Origin of the sequence: Pseudothermotoga lettingae TMO, from assembly GCF_000017865.1 — a bacterium.
Classification (GTDB): Bacteria; Thermotogota; Thermotogae; order Thermotogales; family DSM-5069; genus Pseudothermotoga_B; species Pseudothermotoga_B elfii.
In genome coordinates this window covers 1,998,439-2,018,820 of record NC_009828.1, presented here as the reverse complement: position 1 = coordinate 2,018,820, position 20,382 = coordinate 1,998,439, and the positions used below count along the sequence as shown (strand labels likewise).

Sequence of the window (20,382 nt, the reverse complement as noted above, 5' to 3'; positions counted from 1 at the left end):
CCGAATCAGATTTTTACTATCCTTTTTATAATTTTCACAACTGTGTAAATATCTTCTTTTGAAATATCTTTGTGAGTCACAAATCTGTATATGCCTTCATGAGGTGGATTGATTTTCACGCCATTTTCTAACATTTTACCAACAAAAATTTCTGGTTCAATGGTATTAAAACTGAAAAACACCATGTTTATATCGAGCTGATCTTTCAAAACGTGAATCTGAGGGATTTCATCTAGAAGATTTGCCAGCAACTTTGCATTTTCATGATCTTCGGCAAGTCTGTCTATCATTTCATTCAGTGCTATTATCCCGGCAGCAGCGAGAACTCCAGCCTGTCTCATTCCTCCACCCATTAATTTTCTTCCCTTCCTGGCTTTCGCGACAAAATCTTTTGTACCTGCCAGAATTGATCCAACTGGAGCAGAAAGTCCTTTGGATAAGCAGAACATAACTGAGTCGGCACTTGAAGCTATTTGCTTTGCATCTACATTTAATGCAATAGCTGCATTAAATATTCTTGCACCATCTAAATGAACCGGTATTGAGCATTTTCTCGCAAGTTTGTGAACATTTTCTAAATAATCTATCGGTATTACTTTTCCACTTGAATGAGCGTTCTCCATGCAAATCAAGCCTGTTCTTGGATTATGTATGTCTTCATTTCTTATTGCCTTTGCTATTTTATCGATGGAGGGCATACCGTAAGGATCATCTATTGTTCGAAGTTGAACATTTGATATTACGGCAGGTGCGCCCACTTCATGAACAAAAATGTGGTTTGAAGAAGGCACTATGACTTCATCTCCTCTGAGTGTATGGGTGAATATAGCAAGCTGATTTCCAAAGGTGCCAGACGGAACAAAAAGGGCAGCTTCCTTGCCTATTTTTTCGGCTGCGAGTTCCTGCAATTTGTTAACTGTGGGGTCATCCTGATACACATCATCTCCAACTTCTGCTTCAAACATTGATCTTCTCATTTTCTCTGTTGGGGTTGTGACAGTATCGCTTCGAAGGTCTATCACTTCAATCCCTCCATAAACATAAATATTATACAGCTAACCTTTGTAAAAAATCCCGCATGGAAAATTTTGAAAAAGATATTTAAGTGTATTTTATGTTATAATTCTCGGCGAAAAGGTGTTTTTCATCTTAAATATTTGTGAAAAACCACATTTGGAGGGGGTGTATTTATGAGGTGGCTATCTTTTCTTATGTTATTTGCTATGGTGCTTTGTTTTGCTGCTGAACCTATAGTTATCGGAGTTTATGAACCCATGACGGGACCGTATGCAGCTGGTGGACAGATGACCATGGAAGGCATCAACCTTGCGTATGAACAGGTAAAAGAAGTTCTTGGAAGAAAGATTGAGCTTGTTCTGGTGGATAACAAAAGTGACAAAGTTGAAGCGGCAAATGCTGTTGCAAGATTGATTGAATATCACAAAGCTGTAGCAATCATAGGTAGTTATGGTAGTGCAGTTGCAATACCTGGTAGTGAAGTTGCTAATAAGCTTGGAGTTCCAATGGTTGGATGTTCGCCAACAAATCCGTTAGTGACCCTTGGAAAACCATTTGCTTTCAGAGTATGTTTTATCGACCCATTTCAGGGTACTGTTATGGCTCAATTTGCTGTTGAAAAACTTGGTGCAAAAACGGCTGTTGTAATACAGGATATTGCCTCAGATTATTCTGTAGGTTTGTCACATTATTTTCAGGAAGCTTTCAAAAAATTGACCAAAAATAACAAATCTGTTCTGGGTGTGATCTCCTATCAAACTGGCGATCAGGATTTTACAGCTCAGCTTACATTTGCTAACAGTAAAAATCCAGATGTGATTTTCATACCTGCTGCGGCGTACGGTGAGGCTGCTCTTATCATAAAACAGGCACGTGAGCTCGGAATGAAACAGGTTTTCTTGGGTGGTGACACATGGGAGGCACCGGAGTTCCTTGAAGTTGGTGGAAAATCTGTCGAGGGCAGTTATTTCAGCACCCATTTCGACACAGAAGCAGTGACAACACCGAAAGCCGCGGAATTTATAAAAGCCTTTAGAGAAAAATATGGCAAAGATCCAAGTGCTTTTGCTGCTCTTGGTTATGATGCATACATGCTCGTTATAGATGCCATTAAACGGGCAAATTCTGCAGATCCAAAGGCAATCAGGGACGCACTCGCAACTACCAAGAATTTTGAAGGCGCAACGGGCTACATAACGCTCGACCAAAACGGCGATGCGGTGAAAGATGCTGTTATAAGGATGGTGAAAGACGGTAAATTTGTTTATGTTGCAACAGTTAGACCTAGTGAGTAACTTTCGGTGCAGGCAGAACGCCTGCACCTTTCGGAGGTGCTGAAATGAACTGGACTCTATTTTTACAGCATCTGGCGAATGGTATAGCGTTAGGATTTGTTTTTGGTCTTGTAGCTATCGGTTATACTTTGGTCTATGGTGTGGTTAAGCTGGTTAATTTTGCTCATGGTGACATATTCATGATGGCTACATTTTTCGTTTATTACAGCATTACGCTTTTTTCAATTCCGTGGTGGTTATCTTTTGTTTTTGCCATTTTTCTTACAATTCTCCTGGGGATTTCTGTTGAAAAGATTGCCTACAAACCTTTAAGAAGCGCACCGAGAATTTCTTCGCTGTGTTCAGCAATCGGAATGTCCTTCCTGCTGGAAAATTTTGCAACAGTTGTGTTTGGGGGAAGACAAAAGCCTTTCTATCAACCAAATGTTCTGAACAGAACGATAGAAATATATAATGTGAGAATACAATTTGTAACAATAATTACAATTGTTGTGTCGATAGTCGCTTTATTATTTTTGAATTATCTCGTTTACAGAACAAAAATGGGTCTGGCAATGAGAGCTCTTGCACATGATTTTGATACAGCAAAATTAATGGGCATAAATGTGGATAGAACTATTACTTTTACATTTGCTGTTGGATCTGCTCTCGCTGCTATTAGTGCCATATTCTGGGCTTTGAGATATCCTCAAATATGGCCATTCATGGGGGTTTTCCCGGGGTGGCGCGCTTTTACGGCAGCGATAATAGGAGGTATTGGAAGCATTAAAGGTGCAATGACGGGTGGTTTTTTAATAGGTATGATTTCGATTTTGCTTGTCGCTTTTTTACCCGACCTGGCAGGATACAGAGATGCCTTCATTTTTATCATGCTTGTTTTAGTGCTTCTTTTCAAACCAAAAGGTTTGTTTGGTGAAGCATAGGGGGTTGTAACAATGTACAGAAAAAGCTCCTTCTGGCTTAGTGTGGCAACTGTATTCGCATTTTTCTTATTCATTGCTTACGCACAGGGCAATTTTGATGCTTATATTCTAAGAATCATGAATGTTGCCGCTATATATGTTATTCTTGGAGTTAGTTTGAATTTGATAAATGGTTTCACAGGGCAATTTTCCTTAGGACATGCCGGTTTTATGGCGATAGGCGCTTATACTTCAGCGCTACTTTACATGTCTCCTGAACTCAAAGCGATGAATTTTTTTATAAAACCACTCATCTGGCCTCTAAATCAGATTCAAATTCCTTTTTTTCCAGCTCTACTTATAGGGGGACTACTTGCTGCAGGTGCTGGTTTTCTGGTTGGGGCACCATGTATGCGAGTTAAGGGGGATTATCTTGCCATAGTTACCTACGGATTTTCGGAAATAATAAGAGTTCTGTTTAACAACCTTCAAAGTGTGACAAATGGTCCTCTTGGTTTAAAAGGTTTGCCGACATATACGAATCTCTGGTGGAGCTGGGGACTGGCTATCTTCACGATCTTTTTTGTGAAGAGATTAATCGACTCCAGCTATGGGAGAGCCCTCAAAGCTATAAGAGATGATGAAGAAGCAGCGGAGGCTATGGGGGTAAATTTGTTTTTCCATAAAGTTTTGGCATTTGTGGTAGGAGCTTTTTTTGCTGGTATTGCGGGTGGTTTGCTTGGAAGTTTGGTGATGACGATAGATCCAAATGCTTTCAACATAATGCTTACATTCCAAATAGTCTTGATAGTTCTTCTTGGTGGGCTTGGAAGCATAACTGGTACTGTGATATCGGGTGTTTTGATAGCTTTTTTAATGGAATGGTTGAGAATTGTCGAGACGCCAATGACTTTATTTGGTATTACGATTCCTGGAATAGCTGGCATGAGGATGCTGATTTTTTCGATTATCTTGATGATAGCAGTACTATTTTTCAGACATGGAATACTCGGGGACAGAGAATTTTCTTGGGAAGGTATGTTTTTAATTTTGAAAAGTAGAAGGGTGAAAAAAGGAGAATGAATTATGCTGAAATTAGATCACGTGACAAAAAAATTTGGTGGATTGATAGCCGTTAATGATGTATCAATTAATATTGAAAAGGGGAGACTTGCTGGCCTTATAGGACCTAATGGTGCGGGAAAAACGACTATTTTCAATATTATTACTGGTGTTTATAGACCAGAAAATGGCAGAGTTTACTTTAAAGATCGTGAAATCACTGGGGAAAAACCTCACAGAATAACGTCACTTGGGGTGGCGAGAACTTTTCAAAACATAAAACTCTTCTACAGAATGACCGTTCTTGATAATGTGAGGGTTGCATGCCATTTCAGGTTAAAGGCATCAATATTATCTGCTGTGTTTGACCTTCCCGGTTATTCAAAACAGGAAAAATCTATAACGGAAGAATCCTTGAAGTTACTGGAAGCTGTTGGGTTGTATGAATTAAGGAATGAACGTGCAAGTTCCTTGCCTTATGGTCACCAGAGAAAATTAGAGATAGCTCGCGCGCTTGCTACAAGACCCGAATTACTTTTGCTTGACGAACCTGCTGCAGGCATGAACCCGGAAGAAACATTAGACCTGATGAAATTTATTGTCAGAATACGCAATGAATTTGATCTGACAATTCTTCTAATAGAACATGACATGAAAGTAGTCATGGGAATTTGCGAAGAAATAACTGTTCTTGATCATGGAAACATTATTGCTCGCGGAACACCCCTGGAAATTCAGAATAACCCGGAAGTTATAAAAGCTTATTTGGGAAGTGGTGCTTATGCTCGTGGTTAATGATCTTTGCGTAAATTATGGTGCAATAAAAGCACTCAAAGGTATTTCTTTTCGTGTGGACCGAGGTAGTATAGTTGCCTTGATTGGTTCAAATGGTGCAGGAAAAACGACAACTCTGAAAGCCATCTGCGGTCTTGTGAAGATCAGATCCGGGAAGATTTTATTCAATGACGAAGATATTACAAACAAACCGACAAATCAGATTGTTTCCAGAAGAATTACGATGGTTCCGGAAGGCCGGCGAATTTTTCCGAATCTTACCGTATATGAAAATTTACTGATAGGAGCTTATCAGAGATCGGATAAAAATGGCATAAAAGAAGATATGGAATTCGTTTTCTCTTTGTTTCCAAGGCTTAAAGAGAGAGTTAATCAGAAAGGTGGAACGTTATCAGGCGGTGAACAACAGATGCTTGCTATTGGAAGAGCGTTGATGAGTAAGCCGGATTTGTTGATGCTTGATGAACCATCCCTGGGACTGGCGCCGATAATAGTCGAAGAGCTCTTTGAGATAATCCAAAAAATACACAAAGAGGGTAAAACAATACTTTTAATTGAACAGAATGCTTATGCAGCGCTTAATATAGCGGATTATGCATATGTTGTTGAAACTGGCAGGATAGTTTTGCACGGTAACGGGAAAGAGCTTTTGAACAATGAAAAGGTGAAGTATGCGTATCTTGGAGGCTGAATTTAAAATTTGTGCGGTGTTTACTTTTTCGTAACTTGACACTGTGTTGACTAAGTGATACTATGATATCCGGTCGCTCGAATAAGATGATGAAAATGATGGGTCTTACGAATTGAATAGAAGTAGAAAAGGTCTTGTTAAGACCAGGAGTATTGTGTCCCTGGGTCATTGAAATGTGGATAGCAGTCCCGCCAATCGAAATATAATTGAAAGTCAGGAATCAAAACCTTCACTATAAGTTTTGTGGAGGGTTTGATCCTGGCTCAGGGTGAACGCTGGCGGCGTGCTTAACACATGCAAGTCGCGCGGGGAAACCCCTTCGGGGGGAGTACCAGCGGCGCACGGGTGAGTAACACGTGGGTAACCTACCCCTCAGCGGGGGATAACCGGGGGAAACTCCGGCTAATACCCCATATTATCCGGTGACGACAGTTGCTGGATGAAAGGAGCGTTTGCTTCGTTGAGGGATGGGCCCGCGGCCCATCAGGTAGTTGGTGAGGTAATGGCTCACCAAGCCTACGACGGGTAGCCGACCTGAGAGGGTGACCGGCCACAAGGGCACTGAGACACGGGCCCTACTCCTACGGGAGGCAGCAGTGGGGAATTTTGGACAATGGGCGAAAGCCTGATCCAGCGACGCCGCGTGAGGGACGAAGCCCTTCGGGGTGTAAACCTCTGTTGTGAGGGACGAATAAGATCTGGAGGAAATGCCAGATCGATGACGGTACCTCACGAGAAAGCCCCGGCTAACTACGTGCCAGCAGCCGCGGTAATACGTAGGGGGCGAGCGTTACCCGGATTCACTGGGCGTAAAGGGGGCGCAGGCGATCCAGTATGTCGGGTGTGAAATCCCACAGCTCAACTGTGGAATTGCGCCCGAAACTACTGGGTTTGGGGCTGGTAGAGGGAGACGGAACTGCTGGTGTAGGGGTGAAATCCGTAGATATCAGCAGGAACGCCGGTGGGGAAGCCGGTCTCCTGGGCCAAGCCCGACGCTGAGGCCCGAAAGCTAGGGGAGCAAACCGGATTAGATACCCGGGTAGTCCTAGCCGTAAACGATGCCCACTAGGTGTGGGGGAGTCATTCCTCCGTGCTGTAGCTAACGCGTTAAGTGGGCCGCCTGGGGAGTACGCCCGCAAGGGTGAAACTCAAAGGAATTGGCGGGACCCCGCACAAGCGGTGGAGCGTGTGGTTTAATTGGATGCTAAGCCAAGAACCTTACCAGGGCTTGACATGCAGGTGGTACCAACCCGAAAGGGAAGGGACCCTTTCCTTTTGGAAAGGGAGCCTGCACAGGTGGTGCACGGCCGTCGTCAGCTCGTGCCGTGAGGTGTTGGGTTAAGTCCCGCAACGAGCGCAACCCCTGCCCTTAGTTGCCAGCGGTTCGGCCGGGCACTCTAAGGGGACCGCCGGCGACGAGCCGGAGGAAGGAGGGGACGACGTCAGGTACTCGTGCCCTTTATGCCCTGGGCTACACACGCGCTACAATGGGTGGTACAGTGGGTCGCGACCTCGCGAGAGGGAGCCAATCCCCAAAACCATCCTCAGTTCAGATCGCAGGCTGCAACCCGCCTGCGTGAAGCCGGAATCGCTAGTAATCGCGGATCAGCCATGCCGCGGTGAATACGTTCCCGGGGTTTGCACACACCGCCCGTCAAGCCACCCGAGTCGGGGGCACCTGAAGACGCCTATCCTAACCCGAAAGGGAGGGAAGGTGTTGAAGGTGAATCTGGCGAGGGGGGCTAAGTCGTAACAAGGTAGCCGTACTGGAAGGTGCGGCTGGATCACCTCCTTTCTAGGGAGAAATCGGGACTGCTATCCATATTTGAGTGGCTCAAGCGGGCTCGTAGCTCAGTTGGTGAGAGCGCACGCCTGATAAGCGTGAGGTCGGAGGTTCGAATCCTCCCGAGCCCACCATGGGCGGGGACGTAGCTCAGCTGGGAGAGCGCCTGCTTTGCAAGCAGGAAGTCAGGGGTTCGAATCCCCTCGTCTCCACCAATGGAAGGGTCATTGAAAACTGCATAGGAAGCGAAAAGGTCAAGGTACTAAGGGCATGCGGTGGATGCCTTGGCGATGGAAGGCGATGAAGGGCGTGGTAAGCTGCGATAAGCCTCGGGGAGCCGCAAACAGGCTTTGATCCGGGGATTCCCGAATGGGGAAACCTGATTGGTCGTAAGACCAGTCGCCGAAAGGTGCGAACCGGGGGAAGTGAAACATCTCAGTACCCCGAGGAAAAGAAATCAAACGAGATTCCCTGAGTAGAGGCGATCGAAAGGGGAAAAGCCTAAACCAGTGCGATGTTCAAGCCCGTAGGCGTTGTTGCACTGGGGTTGTGGGACACAGTTGGGCGAGGCTACGGACTCGCCGGGGAGTTACAAATCTTCTCCTTAGCTGAACCATCTGGGAAGATGGGCCGGAGAGGGTGACAGCCCCGTAAGCGAAAGGGAGAAGACTCCTTGAACTGTGTTCCCAAGTACCGCGGGACCCGGGAAATCCTGCGGGAATCTGGGGGGACCACCCTCCAAGGCTAAATACTCTCCATCGTCCGATAGTGCACGAGTACCGTGAGGGAAAGGTGAAAAGAACCCCGGGAGGGGAGTGAAATAGAACCTGAAACCGCATGCCTACAATAAGTCGGAGCCCGCAAGGGTGACGGCGTGCCTTTTGATTAATGAGTCCGCGAGTTGTCGTCAGTGGCAAGGTTAAGCCGGTAGAGGCGGAGCCGTAGCGAAAGCGAGTCCGAATAGGGCGCAAGTCACTGGTGGCAGACCCGAAGCCGGGTGAGCTACCCCTGGGCAGGATGAAGGTGGGCTAAACCCCACTGGAGGTCCGAACCGATGGATAGTGAAAAATCCTCGGATGACCTGGGGGTAGGAGTGAAAAGCTAACCGAACCCGGTGATAGCTGGTTCTCCCCGAAACGCATTGAGGTGCGGCCTCGAGTGGTCTGTGCAGGGGGTAGAGCACTGATAGGGCTAGGGGGGTAACCTCCGAACCCTGTCAAACTCCGAATCCCTGTACATAAAACTCGGGAGGAAGTCTGTGGGGGATAAGCTCCATGGACAAAAGGGAAACAGCCCAGACCATCGGCTAAGGGCCCAGAGAGATGGCTAAGTGGGAAAGGATGTGGTGCACCCCAGACAACTGGGAGGTTGGCTTAGAAGCAGCCATCCTTTAAAGAGTGCGTAACAGCTCACCAGTCGAGGTGCACTGCGCCGAAGATGTAACGGGGCTCAAGCCATCCCCCGAAGCCATGGGTCTGTACACTATGTACAGGCGGTAGGGGAGCTTTCCGCTGTAGGGTGAAGGTAGACCCGTGAGGGCTACTGGACGAGGCGGAAGTGAGAATGCGGACATGAGTATGCGAGAGGAGAGTGAGAATCTCTCCCCCCGAATGCCCAAGGGTACCTGGGGAAGGGTCGTCCTCCCAGGGTTAGTCGGTACCCTAAGGTGAACCCGAAAGGGATAGCCGAAGGGAAGCTGGTTAATATTCCAGCACCACCTGTAATCGAGGTGCGAGGGGTGACGCAGAAGGGTAAGCGCCGAGGGCAAGTGGCATTCCCTTCCAAGCGGTTAGGGCGTTGATGGGTGTAGGTAAATCCGCACCTGGAGTCTGAGCCGTGATGGGAAGGACCCGTGAGGGTCCAACGGCGTTGACCCCACGCTGCCAAGAAAAGCCTCGCGTACCGTTCGAGGTTGCAGGTGACCGTTCCGCAAACCGACACAGGTGGGCGAGCTGAGAAAGCTAAGGGGAGCGGGATAACCCTCGCCAAGGAACTCGGCAAATTAACCCCGTAACTTCGGGAGAAGGGGTGCCGCAGTAGGGTGAACTCAGGGGAAAGGGCAACCTGGAAACTGAGGGAGCCTGAAGCGGTCGCAGTGACAAGGCCCTAGCGACTGTTTACCAAAAACACAGGCCTCTGCAAACTCGTAAAGAGGATGTATAGGGGCTGACGCCTGCCCAGTGCCGGAAGGTTAAGGGGAGGGGTGAGGCCGCAAGGCGTAGCTCCAAACCGAAGCCCCGGTAAACGGCGGCCGTAACTATAAAGACCGTTGTAGTTACGGTAAAAAACTCGGCTGTATGCGGGAAACTCTGGAGTGCCGGTGGGTACCACAGGTGTGGTAACAATCCCACGGAGTGCGAAAGCGCCAGACAACCCGCAGGAAACTCATCTAAGTTAAGGAGAATTTTCCATGCTGGACGTTAAAAGAATTCCACCGAAAATAGGTTACTACCTTGCAGGCTTTGCAGACGGAGAAGGGAGTTTCATGGTTGTTGTAAGAAAGAAAGATGATTATAAAAGTGGTTGGAAGATATCTGTAGCTTTCAATGTCTCGAATAAAGATAAGGTAGTGCTTGCACTTTTTAAAAGGTATTTGAACTGTGGAACTCTCCGTCAGCGTAAAGATGGTGTGTGGTACTATGAAGTAGGTAATTTCAACGCGATTGTGGAAAATGTGATACCTTTCTTTGACAGATTCAGATTTCTTTCTGCAGCCAAGAAAAATTCATATTCAAAATTCAAAAAAGTTGTAGAAATAATTGGAAGATCTGAACATACGACAAAGGAAGGCATTGAAAAGATATTATCTTTGAGGAATCAAATGAGTAATAATCGGTCAAAGCGAAAACACACCGATCAGGAAGTTTTGGGTAGCTTAGATGAGGATCCTCAGAGACCATACGCCGAGCATCACATGGGTTTGACCCCAAACGGGGATGCGCCGCCGACCCATGGATGATGATATGGTCCAATCCCTATGGTAACATAGGGCCTAAAATGGGATAGCCTCAATTGAGGTGAATGAAGTATTAACGAACGGTCCTAAGGTAGCGAAATACCTTGCCAGGTAAGTTCTGGCCTGCATGAATGGCGTAACGACTGGGGCACTGTCTCGGCGAGGGACCCGGTGAAATTTCAGTGTGGGTGAAGATGCCCACAACCTGCGGCTAGACGGAAAGACCCCGTGGAGCTTTACTGCAACCTGGTATTGGATTCTGACACATCGTGTACAGGATAGGTGGGAGGCTGTGAACCCGGCTCGTCAGGGTCGGGGGAGCCGTCGGTGGGATACCACCCTCGGTGTGTCGGAATTCTAACCTGAACCTGTGAAGAGCAGGTTGGGAACAGTGCCAGGTGGGCAGTTTGACTGGGGCGGTCGCCTCCTAAAATGTAACGGAGGCGCGCGAAGGTCGGCTCAGGTGGGTTGGAAATCCACCGAAGAGTGTAAGGGCATAAGCCGGCCTGACTGTGAGACCGACAGGTCGAGCAGAGACGAAAGTCGGCCCTAGTGACCCGGCGACTCCGAGTGGAAGGGTCGTCGACAACGGACAAAAGTTACCCCGGGGATAACAGGCTAGTCTCGCCCGAGAGTTCACATCGACGGCGAGGATCGGCACCTCGATGTCGGCTCATCCCATCCTGGGGCTGAAGCAGGTCCCAAGGGTTAGGCTGTCCGCCTATTAAAGGGGTACGTGAGCTGGGTTCAGACCGTCGTAAGACAGGTCGGTCCCTATCGGCCGCGGGCGCAGGAGGTTTGAGGGAGGTCTCCCCTTGTACGAGAGGACCGGGGAGAGTGGGCCTCTGGTGTACCGGCTGTCCTGCCAGGGGCATACGCCGGGTAGCTATGCCCATAAGCGATAACCGCTGAAGGCATCTAAGCGGGAAGCGCGTCCCAAGATTAGACCTCCCATCCCTTAAGGGAGTAAGGCCGGTCCGAGAATAGGACCTTGATAGGCCGGTGGTGTAAGCATCGTAAGGTGTTGAGCCAACCGGTACTAATAGGCCGAGGCCTTGACCTTACAGCTTCCTATGCAGTTTCCAGTGATCCTTCAGGTTTCCTCGGGTGCAGATACCAGAGCGGGAAACACCCGGTCCCATTCCGAACCCGGCCGTTAAGCCGCTCTGGGCCGATGGTAGTATGGAGGCGACTCCATGTGAGAGTAGGTAGTGCCCGGGGATTTAAAGAGGCTGCTTTAAAGCAGCCTCTTTTTTTGTATTGCTTTGCTATCTTTGACCTCCCCCCATTTCTAAAAAAGTGGGCTTCCTGCTTCACAAAAACTTTCGTCTCGCCGCAGGTTTAAGATCGGAGTGGTCCACCCCTATAGCTTGGATATCCAGGCTATTTTTTAGTATACTCTCTTTTCCTATTTTTTTATCAGGTATCTATCCTGCCTTTCGTCTCATGTTTGAAAATCATGGGTTTTCCCGGCGGGGGATCATAAACTATCATTGCTTATAGAAGTGGTTTTCACAGTCAAAGTAGCTTCTGCTGTCAGATTTTCCACGCTCAAAGAGCTGTTATATTAACACATGGCTAATTTTATTTTTGCCGCATTTATATTCTTACTGTGAACAGACATACAAATTATCCGTTCTCTTAGTGTTAAGTTGTGACATTATGTGCTGAGAGCAAACGATATTCATTATCCACTTATAAAAGTGGAAAATTTTTGTCTCTGGTTAAAGTGCTTCATAACTTTCCACGGGATATCCTATTTCTTCCATTTTGCTCAAGACTGTTTTGATATCTTCAGTATCAACAATAACAGTTTTCTTTTCAATGCTGATCTCATACTCCTTCAACCCGATATCATCGAATACTTTCGAAATTCTCATTTTACAGTGCTGACACGAAATATCCGGGACTCTCAGTGAATATTTCATGATCTTCTTCCTCCTAGTTAGATTTGTAAAGGTGGCACGCAATAATTCTACCATCTTCCATTTTAACAAGTTCAGGCTCAACTGAACCACAGATGCTCATTGAAAAAGGACATCTTGGATGAAATCGACATCCTTTTGGTGGATTGATTGGATTTGGAACTTCTCCTTCAGGGATAAATCTTTTTTTTGAGCTCATGATATCTGGATCTGGCTCTGGAATAGCCGATATCAGAGCTTTAGTGTACGGATGCATGGGAGATTTGTAGATGTGATTATATGTACCTATTTCAACAAATTTTCCAAGGTACATTACCCCTATTTTATTGCAGATGTATTTGGTAGTTGCAAGATCGTGAGTTATAAACAAAAAGGTCAGGTTCATTTCTTTTTTCAAATCAAGAAGGAGTTTTAGAAGTTGTGACCTTACAGAGACATCGAGCATGGCCAGTGCCTCATCGGCAACAACAAATTTCGGCTTTAAAATCAGTGCTCGGGCTATCACTACACGTTGCCTCTGACCACCGGAAAGTTCATGGGGATAACGAGAATAAATTTCCGGTTGAAGATTGACTTTTTCGAGCATCTCAAGAACCATATTCCTTCTTTCTTGCTCGCTTTTTCCAATGTTGTGTATTTCCAGACCGTGTTTCACGGCATCCCCTATTTTCATATAGGGGTTCAGGGCAGCCATAGGGTCCTGAAAGATTACCTGCATTTTCCTTCTGAAGGATCTCATCTCATTGTTACTCAATCTGGTGATATCAACCCCGTCAAATTCTATAGTTCCCTCAGTTGGTTCTATCAATCTGAGAACAAGCCTGCCTGTTGTGGTTTTTCCGCTTCCTGATTCCCCTACTAACCCGAAAGTCTCTCCCTCGTTTATCTCAAAAGAAACACCATCGACAGCTTTGACAAATTTTTGCGGAACTCTCATTAATATTTCTCCCGCGCTTCTTTTAACAGCAAAGTATTTTTTCAGGTTTGAAACACGAAGTAAGCTCACTTTCCTCACTCCTTAGCGATACAACCAGCATTTGACTTGTCCTCCGTCTATACCAAAAACAGGCGGTTCTTTTTCGCAAATGTCCATTCTGAATGGACATCTACTGGCGAATCGGCATCTTTCTGGCACGTTCAGCAAAGAGGGAGGTGATCCAGGAATGAAATTGAGCTGAAGATCTTCTGGGTTGGTGTTTGGAATACTTTTCAAAAGTAATTTTGTGTATGGATGTTTGGGTTCATAATAAATTTTGTTTTTGACATTCTGTTCTACCATCTGCCCGGCATACATGACAGCTATTTTATCGGCCATTTGAGCAACCACACCGAGATCATGTGTAATCAATATGACAGAAGTGTCATAGCTTCTTCTGAGTTCATCTAAGAGCTCCAGAATTTGTGCTTGAACAATTACATCGAGTGATGTTGTTGGTTCGTCAGCGATCACTATATCTGGATTCAAAACGAGTGCGAGTGCTATCATGACTCTCTGGCGCATTCCTCCGCTGAATTGAAATGGGTACTCTCTCATTCTTTCCGGTTCAATACCAACTTTTTCCAAGATTCGAGCAGCTCTTTCTCGAGCCGCATCAAAAGATATACCCGGTTCGTGTTCTCGGAGTGTTTCGTAGAATAATTTTTCAACTTTTATTATTGGATTGAGAGATGTCATTGGATCTTGGAAAATCATTCCCACGACTTTTCCACGCACTTTTTTCATTTCTTTCTCGTTTAAGGGAATTATGTCAATTTTTCCAACCGATAATTTGCCTTCATATTTTGTTTTCGCAGGCAGTAGTTTCAGTATGCCCTGACCAAAAGTTGATTTCCCACATCCGGATTCTCCAACAATACCTATGGTTTCACCCTTTTTTAACACAAGATCTATACCATCAACGGCTCTGACATATCCTTTCTGGGTGTGATAATGTATTTTAAGGCTTTCGGCTTTCAAGACTATTTTATCTTGGCTGTAATCCATGTTTATCACCTTCTCTCGCGAATTGTTGGATTCAGCAGCTCGTTGATTCCCTCGCTGAACATAGAAAAACCGAGAGCTGCGGAAACAATCGCAAGTCCCGGGAACATTATTCCCCACCAGGCTCTGCTCAGAACAAATCTCTGTCCACTGCTCAGATCAAATCCCCAGTCCGGAGTCGGAGGAGCTATACCAAGTCCCAGAAAAGACAGGCCTGCCTCTGTCATAAGTGCGTCTGCGAGATTCATTGATAGAACGACAACAACAGATGGCAGGACATTTGGAAAGATGTACCTTATAAGTATTTCCCAATTTTTAGCGCCAAGAGCCCTGGCAGCCTCTACATAAAGTTCGTTTTTGATTGATGCTACCTGGTTTCTAATGATTCTAAAATATGTGGGTGCGTAAACAACGGCGATTGAAAGTGATATGTTTACCACTCCTGGTCCCAGAACGGCTGCAATAGCTATGGCAAGAACCAATCCGGGGAAAATATACATCGCATCCATTATCAGAGTTAAAATCCTGTCAATCCATCCACCGAGATATCCAGAGATCAATCCCAATGGTACACCTATGGCGAATGCTATCGCAACTCCCATAAAAGAGATACTTAGAGCTATTCTTGCTCCATATATGACCCTGCTAAGTATATCTCTCCCTAAATTATCCGTTCCAAACCAGAATTGTTTCGAAGGTGGTTCAAGAGACAGACCGACCTTTTCTGTCGGATCATATGGTGCTATGTATGGCGCGAAGGCAGCTAAAATGATGAAAAAAATCAAAATGGAGGAACCAATGATTGTCAATCTGCCGGTTCCAGAACCTGTCAAATCTCTCATGAATTCCCCTATCTTTTCGCTCATAAAACCTCTGTTCTTGGCCACCTAACCACCCCTTAGTACCGGACTCTTGGGTCTACCAAGGCATTCACTATATCTATGATTATGCTTATTATCACTATGAATAATGCGAAAAAGACTATAGTACCCTGAATTGCAGGGAAATCTCTATAACGTATTTTCATAACTAAGTAGCTACCTATGCCCGGCCAGGAGAAAGTCGTTTCTGTTAGAATAGCACCCGCGAGCAATATGGCGAATTCCATACCCATTATTGTGAATATCGGGACAAAGGCATTTCTCACAGCATGTCCATAAAGAACTATCTTTTTTCTTAAGCCCCTCGCTCTGGCAGCTTTTACAAAATCTTTGGATAACATCAAGACGGTGTTGTTGCGGACCATTCGTAAAAATACGCTTGAGATAACCATACCAAGTGTTATACTTGGTAGTGCTAAATAACGAAAGACATCGATCAATCCATGCCAGTCTTTCGAGAGAATAGCGTCCAGAACATAAAGTCCTGTGACAATTTTAAATTCAGCTGAAGCAGGGATTCTTCCACCCACAGGAAGCCATCGTAAATATGAAGCAAACACTAATTGTAAAATCAAACCAAACCAGAAAACAGGTATTGCGTACAGTAATAATGAATAAACCCTTGCTACAATGTCCAATCCTTCATCTTTTCTCCACGCACTTTCTGCTCCCCAGAATAACCCAATTATTAGGGCTATCAAAAAAGAAAAAATAGTCAGTTCCAGAGTTGCTGGAAAACGATCTTTAAGCTCTTCGAAAACAGGTCTGTTAGTAAGTGTGGATGTACCAAGGTTACCAGTCATAATTCCTTTAATGTAGTCAAAGAATTGAATTAACACAGGTTTATCTAAACCTAACTCATGGCGCTTTTGCTGGATAACTTCAATGGGGGCTTTACCTCCCAGAATGGCAAGCACAGGATCTCCAGGTATGATCCGAAGGATGAAAAATATAACAGCGAGCAAAATGAAAATCATTGGAAGGGCAAGAATTATCCTTGTTATTATATAGCTCTTCAATGACAAGATTATCACCCCGCAAGTTCTGCAAAAAAGCCCGCGCACAGGCGGGCTTTATAGATAAAAAAATTAATTACTTTTTCTCAAGTACATAATATCTGAATATTTGTGTAGGTTCAAGGATTATGCCAGATATATTGGCTTTTGCTTCACAATCTGCAAAACCTTGCCAGAGAGGTATGTATGGGACATCCTGGGCTAAGGATTTTTGAACTTGCTCATAAAGTTTCGATCTTTCTTCAACGGATTCAATACCACGTGCTTGCATCATCAAATTCTCAACTTCCATGTTGCTGTAAAAACTACCGAGCGACTTGGCTCCGCTTTCACTCAGGAATGGCCATACGTAATCGTCCGGGTCAAGATAATCCGGGTACCATCCAAGCAGGAATAATCCCATTGTTCCATTCAAGAAATATTCGACATACGTTGACCATTCGGCATATTTGATATTTACTTTTATCGCTTTTGTTTCTTCGAAAGATCTTTTCAAAAGTTGCGCGACATCAGCCTCTGTAGAACCGTAATGAGAAGGCGTATACCACAAATCGATCTGCAAGGGCTTTGAAGAAGAATAACCTGCTTTTTTCAGCAGCTCAACTGCCATATTCACGTCACGCTTTGGCATTGCATCAATATGGCTCCACCATCCCATTGGGATCATGGAATATAGAGGTTTTGCCAGATCAGAGAAGACTGTTTTTGTAATCACATCTCTATCAACGGCATAGGATAACGCTTGCCGCACATAGACATTGTCAAATGGTTGCTGTTTAACATTTATAACTAAGTAACGAATCTGAGGGCTTGTTCCTAAATAGACCTTTATTCCGAGCTGTGATTCCATGTTTTTCAGATCGAGAATATCTCTTGGATCCATGTGCCTGTATGCGACATCTATTTGCCCTGTTTCAAGAGCCATCCTCAACTGGGCGGAGTTTTCAAAAAATTGGATGATTATTTTTGGAGTCTTTGGAGCAGGTCCGAAGTATTTTGGATTGGCTTCAAGAACGATTCTGACGTCTCTTTGCCATTCTGTGATCCTGTAAGGTCCTGAAGCTAACGGGGCTTCATCAAAAAATTGATTCTCCGGAGTTACTTTTGGATTGACCGGAAATGCGACAGTGTAACCAAGCACTGAAACAAAAGCCGAGAATTTGTATTTAAGTTTCACTTTCAACGTGTGCTGGTCAACAACCTCAATTTTATCAATGACATCACTCAGCAAGAACGCCGGATCCCCATTCAACCTTAATACGCGTTCCCATGACCATTTGAATACTTCTGCATCAATTGGTGTGCCGTCCTCAAACATTGCTCCTTTTTTAATGGAAAAAATGTAAGTAAGTCCATCATCAGAAACACTCCAGTTTTCAAACAACCACGGTATGATTTCGGCTGTTCCTAATTTGTAGTCTACAGGGCCAGCCAGGATATTTTGAAGAATGTTGCTGGAAAAATAATCATAACAATTGGCAGGATCAAGCGTTCGAATCTTGTCTGTGGTACCAACTACAATGAATTCAGCGGAAAACACGGCAATAACAAGCAAAACAAATAACAGCACAAGATATTTCTTCATACCCTTCCCTCCCCGATAAGAGTTTTCTTAGCGTGTATTATATCACACTGATATATAAATAATCCCAAATTCGCAGCTGATTTTTCGCAAATCTGTGACCAAACCCATGCAAATTAAATGCTGTACCTGTGACAATCTGGCTTGTATCAGAAGGGCTTGCAGGATTAGTTTTTTATCAAAATTGTGTTATTTATTTCTTCCTATGAGGAAACTCATTCTCAGGATCGATGAAGTTTTATCATAGTCAATTTCTACCTTATTTACAAGCATTGCTATTAAGGCGATATCTTCATCCGAGCCGTATTCACCAACCAGGGGTAAGTAATAATAACCCATTTCCTCGTGGCTCTCGGTTTTCAGATAAGACTTGAGAGAATCAATGTCATGATTATTTAGAAGTGCTCGAGACTCTATGACTATCGAAAGTTGGCTTTCACAGTTGTCAATTTTGATACTCATGTTACTCGCGTTTTTTGACAGAAGATACCTGATTAGTTGAGCGCAGAGTTTCGTTGCTATTTCAATTTTTCTTGGCATGAGTTAATCCTCCTTCTTGTGGATTACTTTTATCAAAGGAATTAAAAACATCGCCACAAGCCCTGCGGCAAATCCGTTATTATAAAGATTGAGCCCACCATGCAGGAATCCCACATTGTTTACAACAGCTATATGGAGGAAGCCAGCGATAATACCCCATATTGGTCCAAATTCTCCGGCAATTGGTGAAAGCGTTGTTCCAAACAAGGCGGCAAGTACATTGTTGGGGTCTGATAAACTGTATTTATTCGTGAGACCTCCGATAGTTATGCCGAATAAAACTGGTAGAACATTTCTTGGATGTTTTCCAAAGGCTCCAAAACCGGTTACGGTAAGAATTCCACCCACAGTTGGTCCATTCAGTTGACTACCGGTTATCAGCACATAGAAGGTCATTGAAAAACCGAGTAATCCCATGTTGAAAAGTGTTATCGGAAATCCCTCAAATATGACAAAATCACTGACCAATCTTCCAGAGTGTTTCATAAGCTTGCTATAATTCGAAAGTGATTTTCTGTTCATTTTCCAGCCATAGTACATCATTAAAGCAAAAACAAAAAATAGAAAAATTGATAGAACGATATTATTGCCGATTGACCAGACTTTTTGCGTTGGTATTTCATAGCCGTAGGTTCTGAGGAGTGCTGCAGCAACCATACCGATCATGCCACACGTAAACCCAACATTATATAAATTGTAACCCTTGTGAGTGGTCAAAAAATATCCGGCGAGATCTGGCAAAACAAATCCGATGGCTATAGCAACAATATATGAAACAAGGATCTCGTTGACTCCTTTCACAGGGAGAAAAAACGCAATTTGTGTGACGAGTAGGGCTATGGCTGTACCGAAATATGCAACGTATACGTATCTTGAAAATGGTTCTCGTTTGTAAAGAGAGTATAAAAAGACACCTATTAAGATTGGCCAGACATTGAAAATATTTTTTCCAAATAAGGCAAAACCACCAACTGTCAGTATTGAAGCAAAGGACAATCCGGTGGTAGGCAATTTCATGAGGTGCAGAAACCAGGTGAAAGTGATCATCAGGATACCGGAATTTATGAAAGCAGCGGATAGCCCACCAATTTCGATATAATCGGTTAGCAAATAATCTGGAACGGTTATTATTTTCAAAAGATTTGCAATCAGGTCTACTGGGTGCCACAGTCCACCTGTGATTAAACCAAAGATAATAAAGAGAAAACCAAAAGAATACAGGAAAACTCTATGTTTTTGCACAACAGATCCTCCCGTTTTTGTTGTTGAAACTACAGCAATATTATAGTAAAAAAAGCTGGCGGGCGCCAGCTTTTCAATGACAACATCCATGTTTTTTAGAAGGCTGGATGAATTTATTCGGGTCAGACTTAAACTTTTCTGAACATTCTTTGCTGCAAAAGTAATATTCTTTTCCCATATATTCAAACTTTTCCGCAGCTTCATGTATTTTTATTTTCATGCCACAAACAGGATCTTTGACTTTCATGATATCACCTCTATTCTGAGTTCAAACCAGTGTTTTTTTGAGCCTTTCATATTCCTCTTCTGTAATCTCACCTTTCGCTAAACGTTCTTTAAGAATTTCCAGAGCCCTGTTTGATTTTTCCATAGCATTTGCACCAAATGAAGAAAAAAACCATCTAAAAAACATTGCTGCAGCAACTATTACTACTATGCTCCAGACAATCATAATTACGGCTCCAAACCAATTCCAGTGACTAAAAAAGTTCCATCTTCCAAACCACCACCAGCACATAAACTCGCCTCCTTTCTTCCTACCCACCTGGGTAGGTACATAATGATTATACAACTTACCAAAACCAATCAATTATCTTCTTATTGAACTCTAATTTTTAAATAAATTCTTCTCGTTAACGAATGAAACAATTATTATTTACTGATTATCTGTTGATTCATGATAATTTACCATTTGATAATTTGTATGTTATTTTC

General features: G+C 44.3%; 16 protein-coding genes, 2 tRNA genes and 3 rRNA genes. 10 read left to right on the top strand and 11 right to left on the bottom strand.

Annotated elements, in window-relative coordinates:
* Window positions 1-5: 5 nt before the first annotated feature.
* Window positions 6-1,022 (bottom strand): low-specificity L-threonine aldolase, encoded by a 1,017-nt coding sequence (ltaE, locus tag TLET_RS09995; RefSeq protein WP_012003972.1) that lies wholly within the window; start codon window positions 1,020-1,022, stop codon window positions 6-8.
* A gap of 168 nt (window positions 1,023-1,190) precedes the next feature.
* On the opposite strand from ltaE, the gene TLET_RS09990 reads away from it, so the two are divergent.
* The 10 genes from TLET_RS09990 (at window position 1,191) to rrf (ending at window position 11,721) form a co-directional block, all read left to right on the top strand.
* Window positions 1,191-2,312, top strand: coding sequence for an ABC transporter substrate-binding protein (locus TLET_RS09990; protein ID WP_012003971.1), 1,122 nt, complete (start codon window positions 1,191-1,193; stop codon window positions 2,310-2,312).
* Between the two features lie 44 nt (window positions 2,313-2,356).
* On the top strand, window positions 2,357-3,235 hold the full coding sequence (locus TLET_RS09985) for a branched-chain amino acid ABC transporter permease (protein WP_012003970.1): 879 nt from the start codon (window positions 2,357-2,359) through the stop codon (window positions 3,233-3,235).
* Between the two features lie 12 nt (window positions 3,236-3,247).
* A complete protein-coding gene (locus TLET_RS09980) occupies window positions 3,248-4,297 on the top strand; it encodes a branched-chain amino acid ABC transporter permease (RefSeq protein WP_012003969.1) in 1,050 nt (349 codons plus the stop codon).
* A 3-nt stretch (window positions 4,298-4,300) separates the two neighbouring features.
* Complete coding sequence (locus TLET_RS09975; protein WP_012003968.1) at window positions 4,301-5,071, top strand: ABC transporter ATP-binding protein; 771 nt, start codon at window positions 4,301-4,303, stop codon at window positions 5,069-5,071.
* Window positions 5,058-5,762, top strand: a complete 705-nt coding sequence (locus tag TLET_RS09970) for an ABC transporter ATP-binding protein (RefSeq protein ID WP_012003967.1) — start codon at window positions 5,058-5,060, stop codon at window positions 5,760-5,762. Before TLET_RS09975 ends, TLET_RS09970 begins: the two co-directional genes overlap by 14 nt.
* A 240-nt stretch (window positions 5,763-6,002) precedes the next feature.
* Window positions 6,003-7,557, top strand: a 16S ribosomal RNA gene (locus TLET_RS09965).
* A 45-nt stretch (window positions 7,558-7,602) separates the two neighbouring features.
* Window positions 7,603-7,679, top strand: a tRNA-Ile gene (locus tag TLET_RS09960).
* A gap of 5 nt (window positions 7,680-7,684) precedes the next feature.
* Window positions 7,685-7,760, top strand: a tRNA-Ala gene (locus tag TLET_RS09955).
* Between the two features lie 37 nt (window positions 7,761-7,797).
* Window positions 7,798-11,564, top strand: a 23S ribosomal RNA gene (locus TLET_RS09950).
* A gap of 40 nt (window positions 11,565-11,604) precedes the next feature.
* Window positions 11,605-11,721 (top strand): 5S ribosomal RNA (gene rrf / locus TLET_RS09945).
* Together the 16S, 23S and 5S rRNA genes with 2 tRNA genes alongside form the textbook arrangement of a ribosomal RNA operon.
* Window positions 11,722-12,225: 504 nt before the next feature.
* Here the strand turns inward: rrf and TLET_RS09940 are convergent.
* The 10 genes from TLET_RS09940 to TLET_RS09900 form a co-directional block, all read right to left on the bottom strand.
* Window positions 12,226-12,429 carry a heavy-metal-associated domain-containing protein gene (locus tag TLET_RS09940; RefSeq protein WP_028843631.1) on the bottom strand — a complete coding sequence of 68 codons (204 nt, stop codon included), beginning with the start codon at window positions 12,427-12,429 and terminating at the stop codon, window positions 12,226-12,228.
* 13 nt (window positions 12,430-12,442) lie between these two features.
* The gene (locus tag TLET_RS09935; RefSeq protein WP_012003964.1) at window positions 12,443-13,432 is read right to left on the bottom strand and encodes an ABC transporter ATP-binding protein; all 990 of its coding nucleotides are present in this window, start codon (window positions 13,430-13,432) and stop codon (window positions 12,443-12,445) included.
* A gap of 12 nt (window positions 13,433-13,444) precedes the next feature.
* Window positions 13,445-14,410, bottom strand: a complete 966-nt coding sequence (locus TLET_RS09930; RefSeq protein WP_012003963.1) for an ABC transporter ATP-binding protein — start codon at window positions 14,408-14,410, stop codon at window positions 13,445-13,447.
* Window positions 14,411-14,415: 5 nt separating this feature from the next.
* On the bottom strand, window positions 14,416-15,249 hold the full coding sequence (locus TLET_RS09925; RefSeq protein ID WP_407635796.1) for an ABC transporter permease: 834 nt from the start codon (window positions 15,247-15,249) through the stop codon (window positions 14,416-14,418).
* A 56-nt stretch (window positions 15,250-15,305) separates the two neighbouring features.
* Window positions 15,306-16,313, bottom strand: coding sequence for an ABC transporter permease (locus TLET_RS09920; RefSeq protein WP_012003961.1), 1,008 nt, complete (start codon window positions 16,311-16,313; stop codon window positions 15,306-15,308).
* Window positions 16,314-16,380: 67 nt separating this feature from the next.
* Complete coding sequence (locus tag TLET_RS09915; protein ID WP_012003960.1) at window positions 16,381-17,889, bottom strand: ABC transporter substrate-binding protein; 1,509 nt, start codon at window positions 17,887-17,889, stop codon at window positions 16,381-16,383.
* 186 nt (window positions 17,890-18,075) lie between these two features.
* Window positions 18,076-18,426 (bottom strand): hypothetical protein, encoded by a 351-nt coding sequence (locus TLET_RS09910; protein WP_012003959.1) that lies wholly within the window; start codon window positions 18,424-18,426, stop codon window positions 18,076-18,078.
* 3 nt (window positions 18,427-18,429) lie between these two features.
* Window positions 18,430-19,668 carry a DUF1576 domain-containing protein gene (locus tag TLET_RS09905; protein ID WP_012003958.1) on the bottom strand — a complete coding sequence of 413 codons (1,239 nt, stop codon included), beginning with the start codon at window positions 19,666-19,668 and terminating at the stop codon, window positions 18,430-18,432.
* 73 nt (window positions 19,669-19,741) lie between these two features.
* Complete coding sequence (locus TLET_RS10820) at window positions 19,742-19,915, bottom strand: YHS domain-containing protein (protein ID WP_012003957.1); 174 nt, start codon at window positions 19,913-19,915, stop codon at window positions 19,742-19,744.
* Between the two features lie 21 nt (window positions 19,916-19,936).
* Window positions 19,937-20,185 (bottom strand): SHOCT domain-containing protein, encoded by a 249-nt coding sequence (locus TLET_RS09900; RefSeq protein ID WP_012003956.1) that lies wholly within the window; start codon window positions 20,183-20,185, stop codon window positions 19,937-19,939.
* Between the last annotated feature and the right edge of the window lie 197 nt (window positions 20,186-20,382).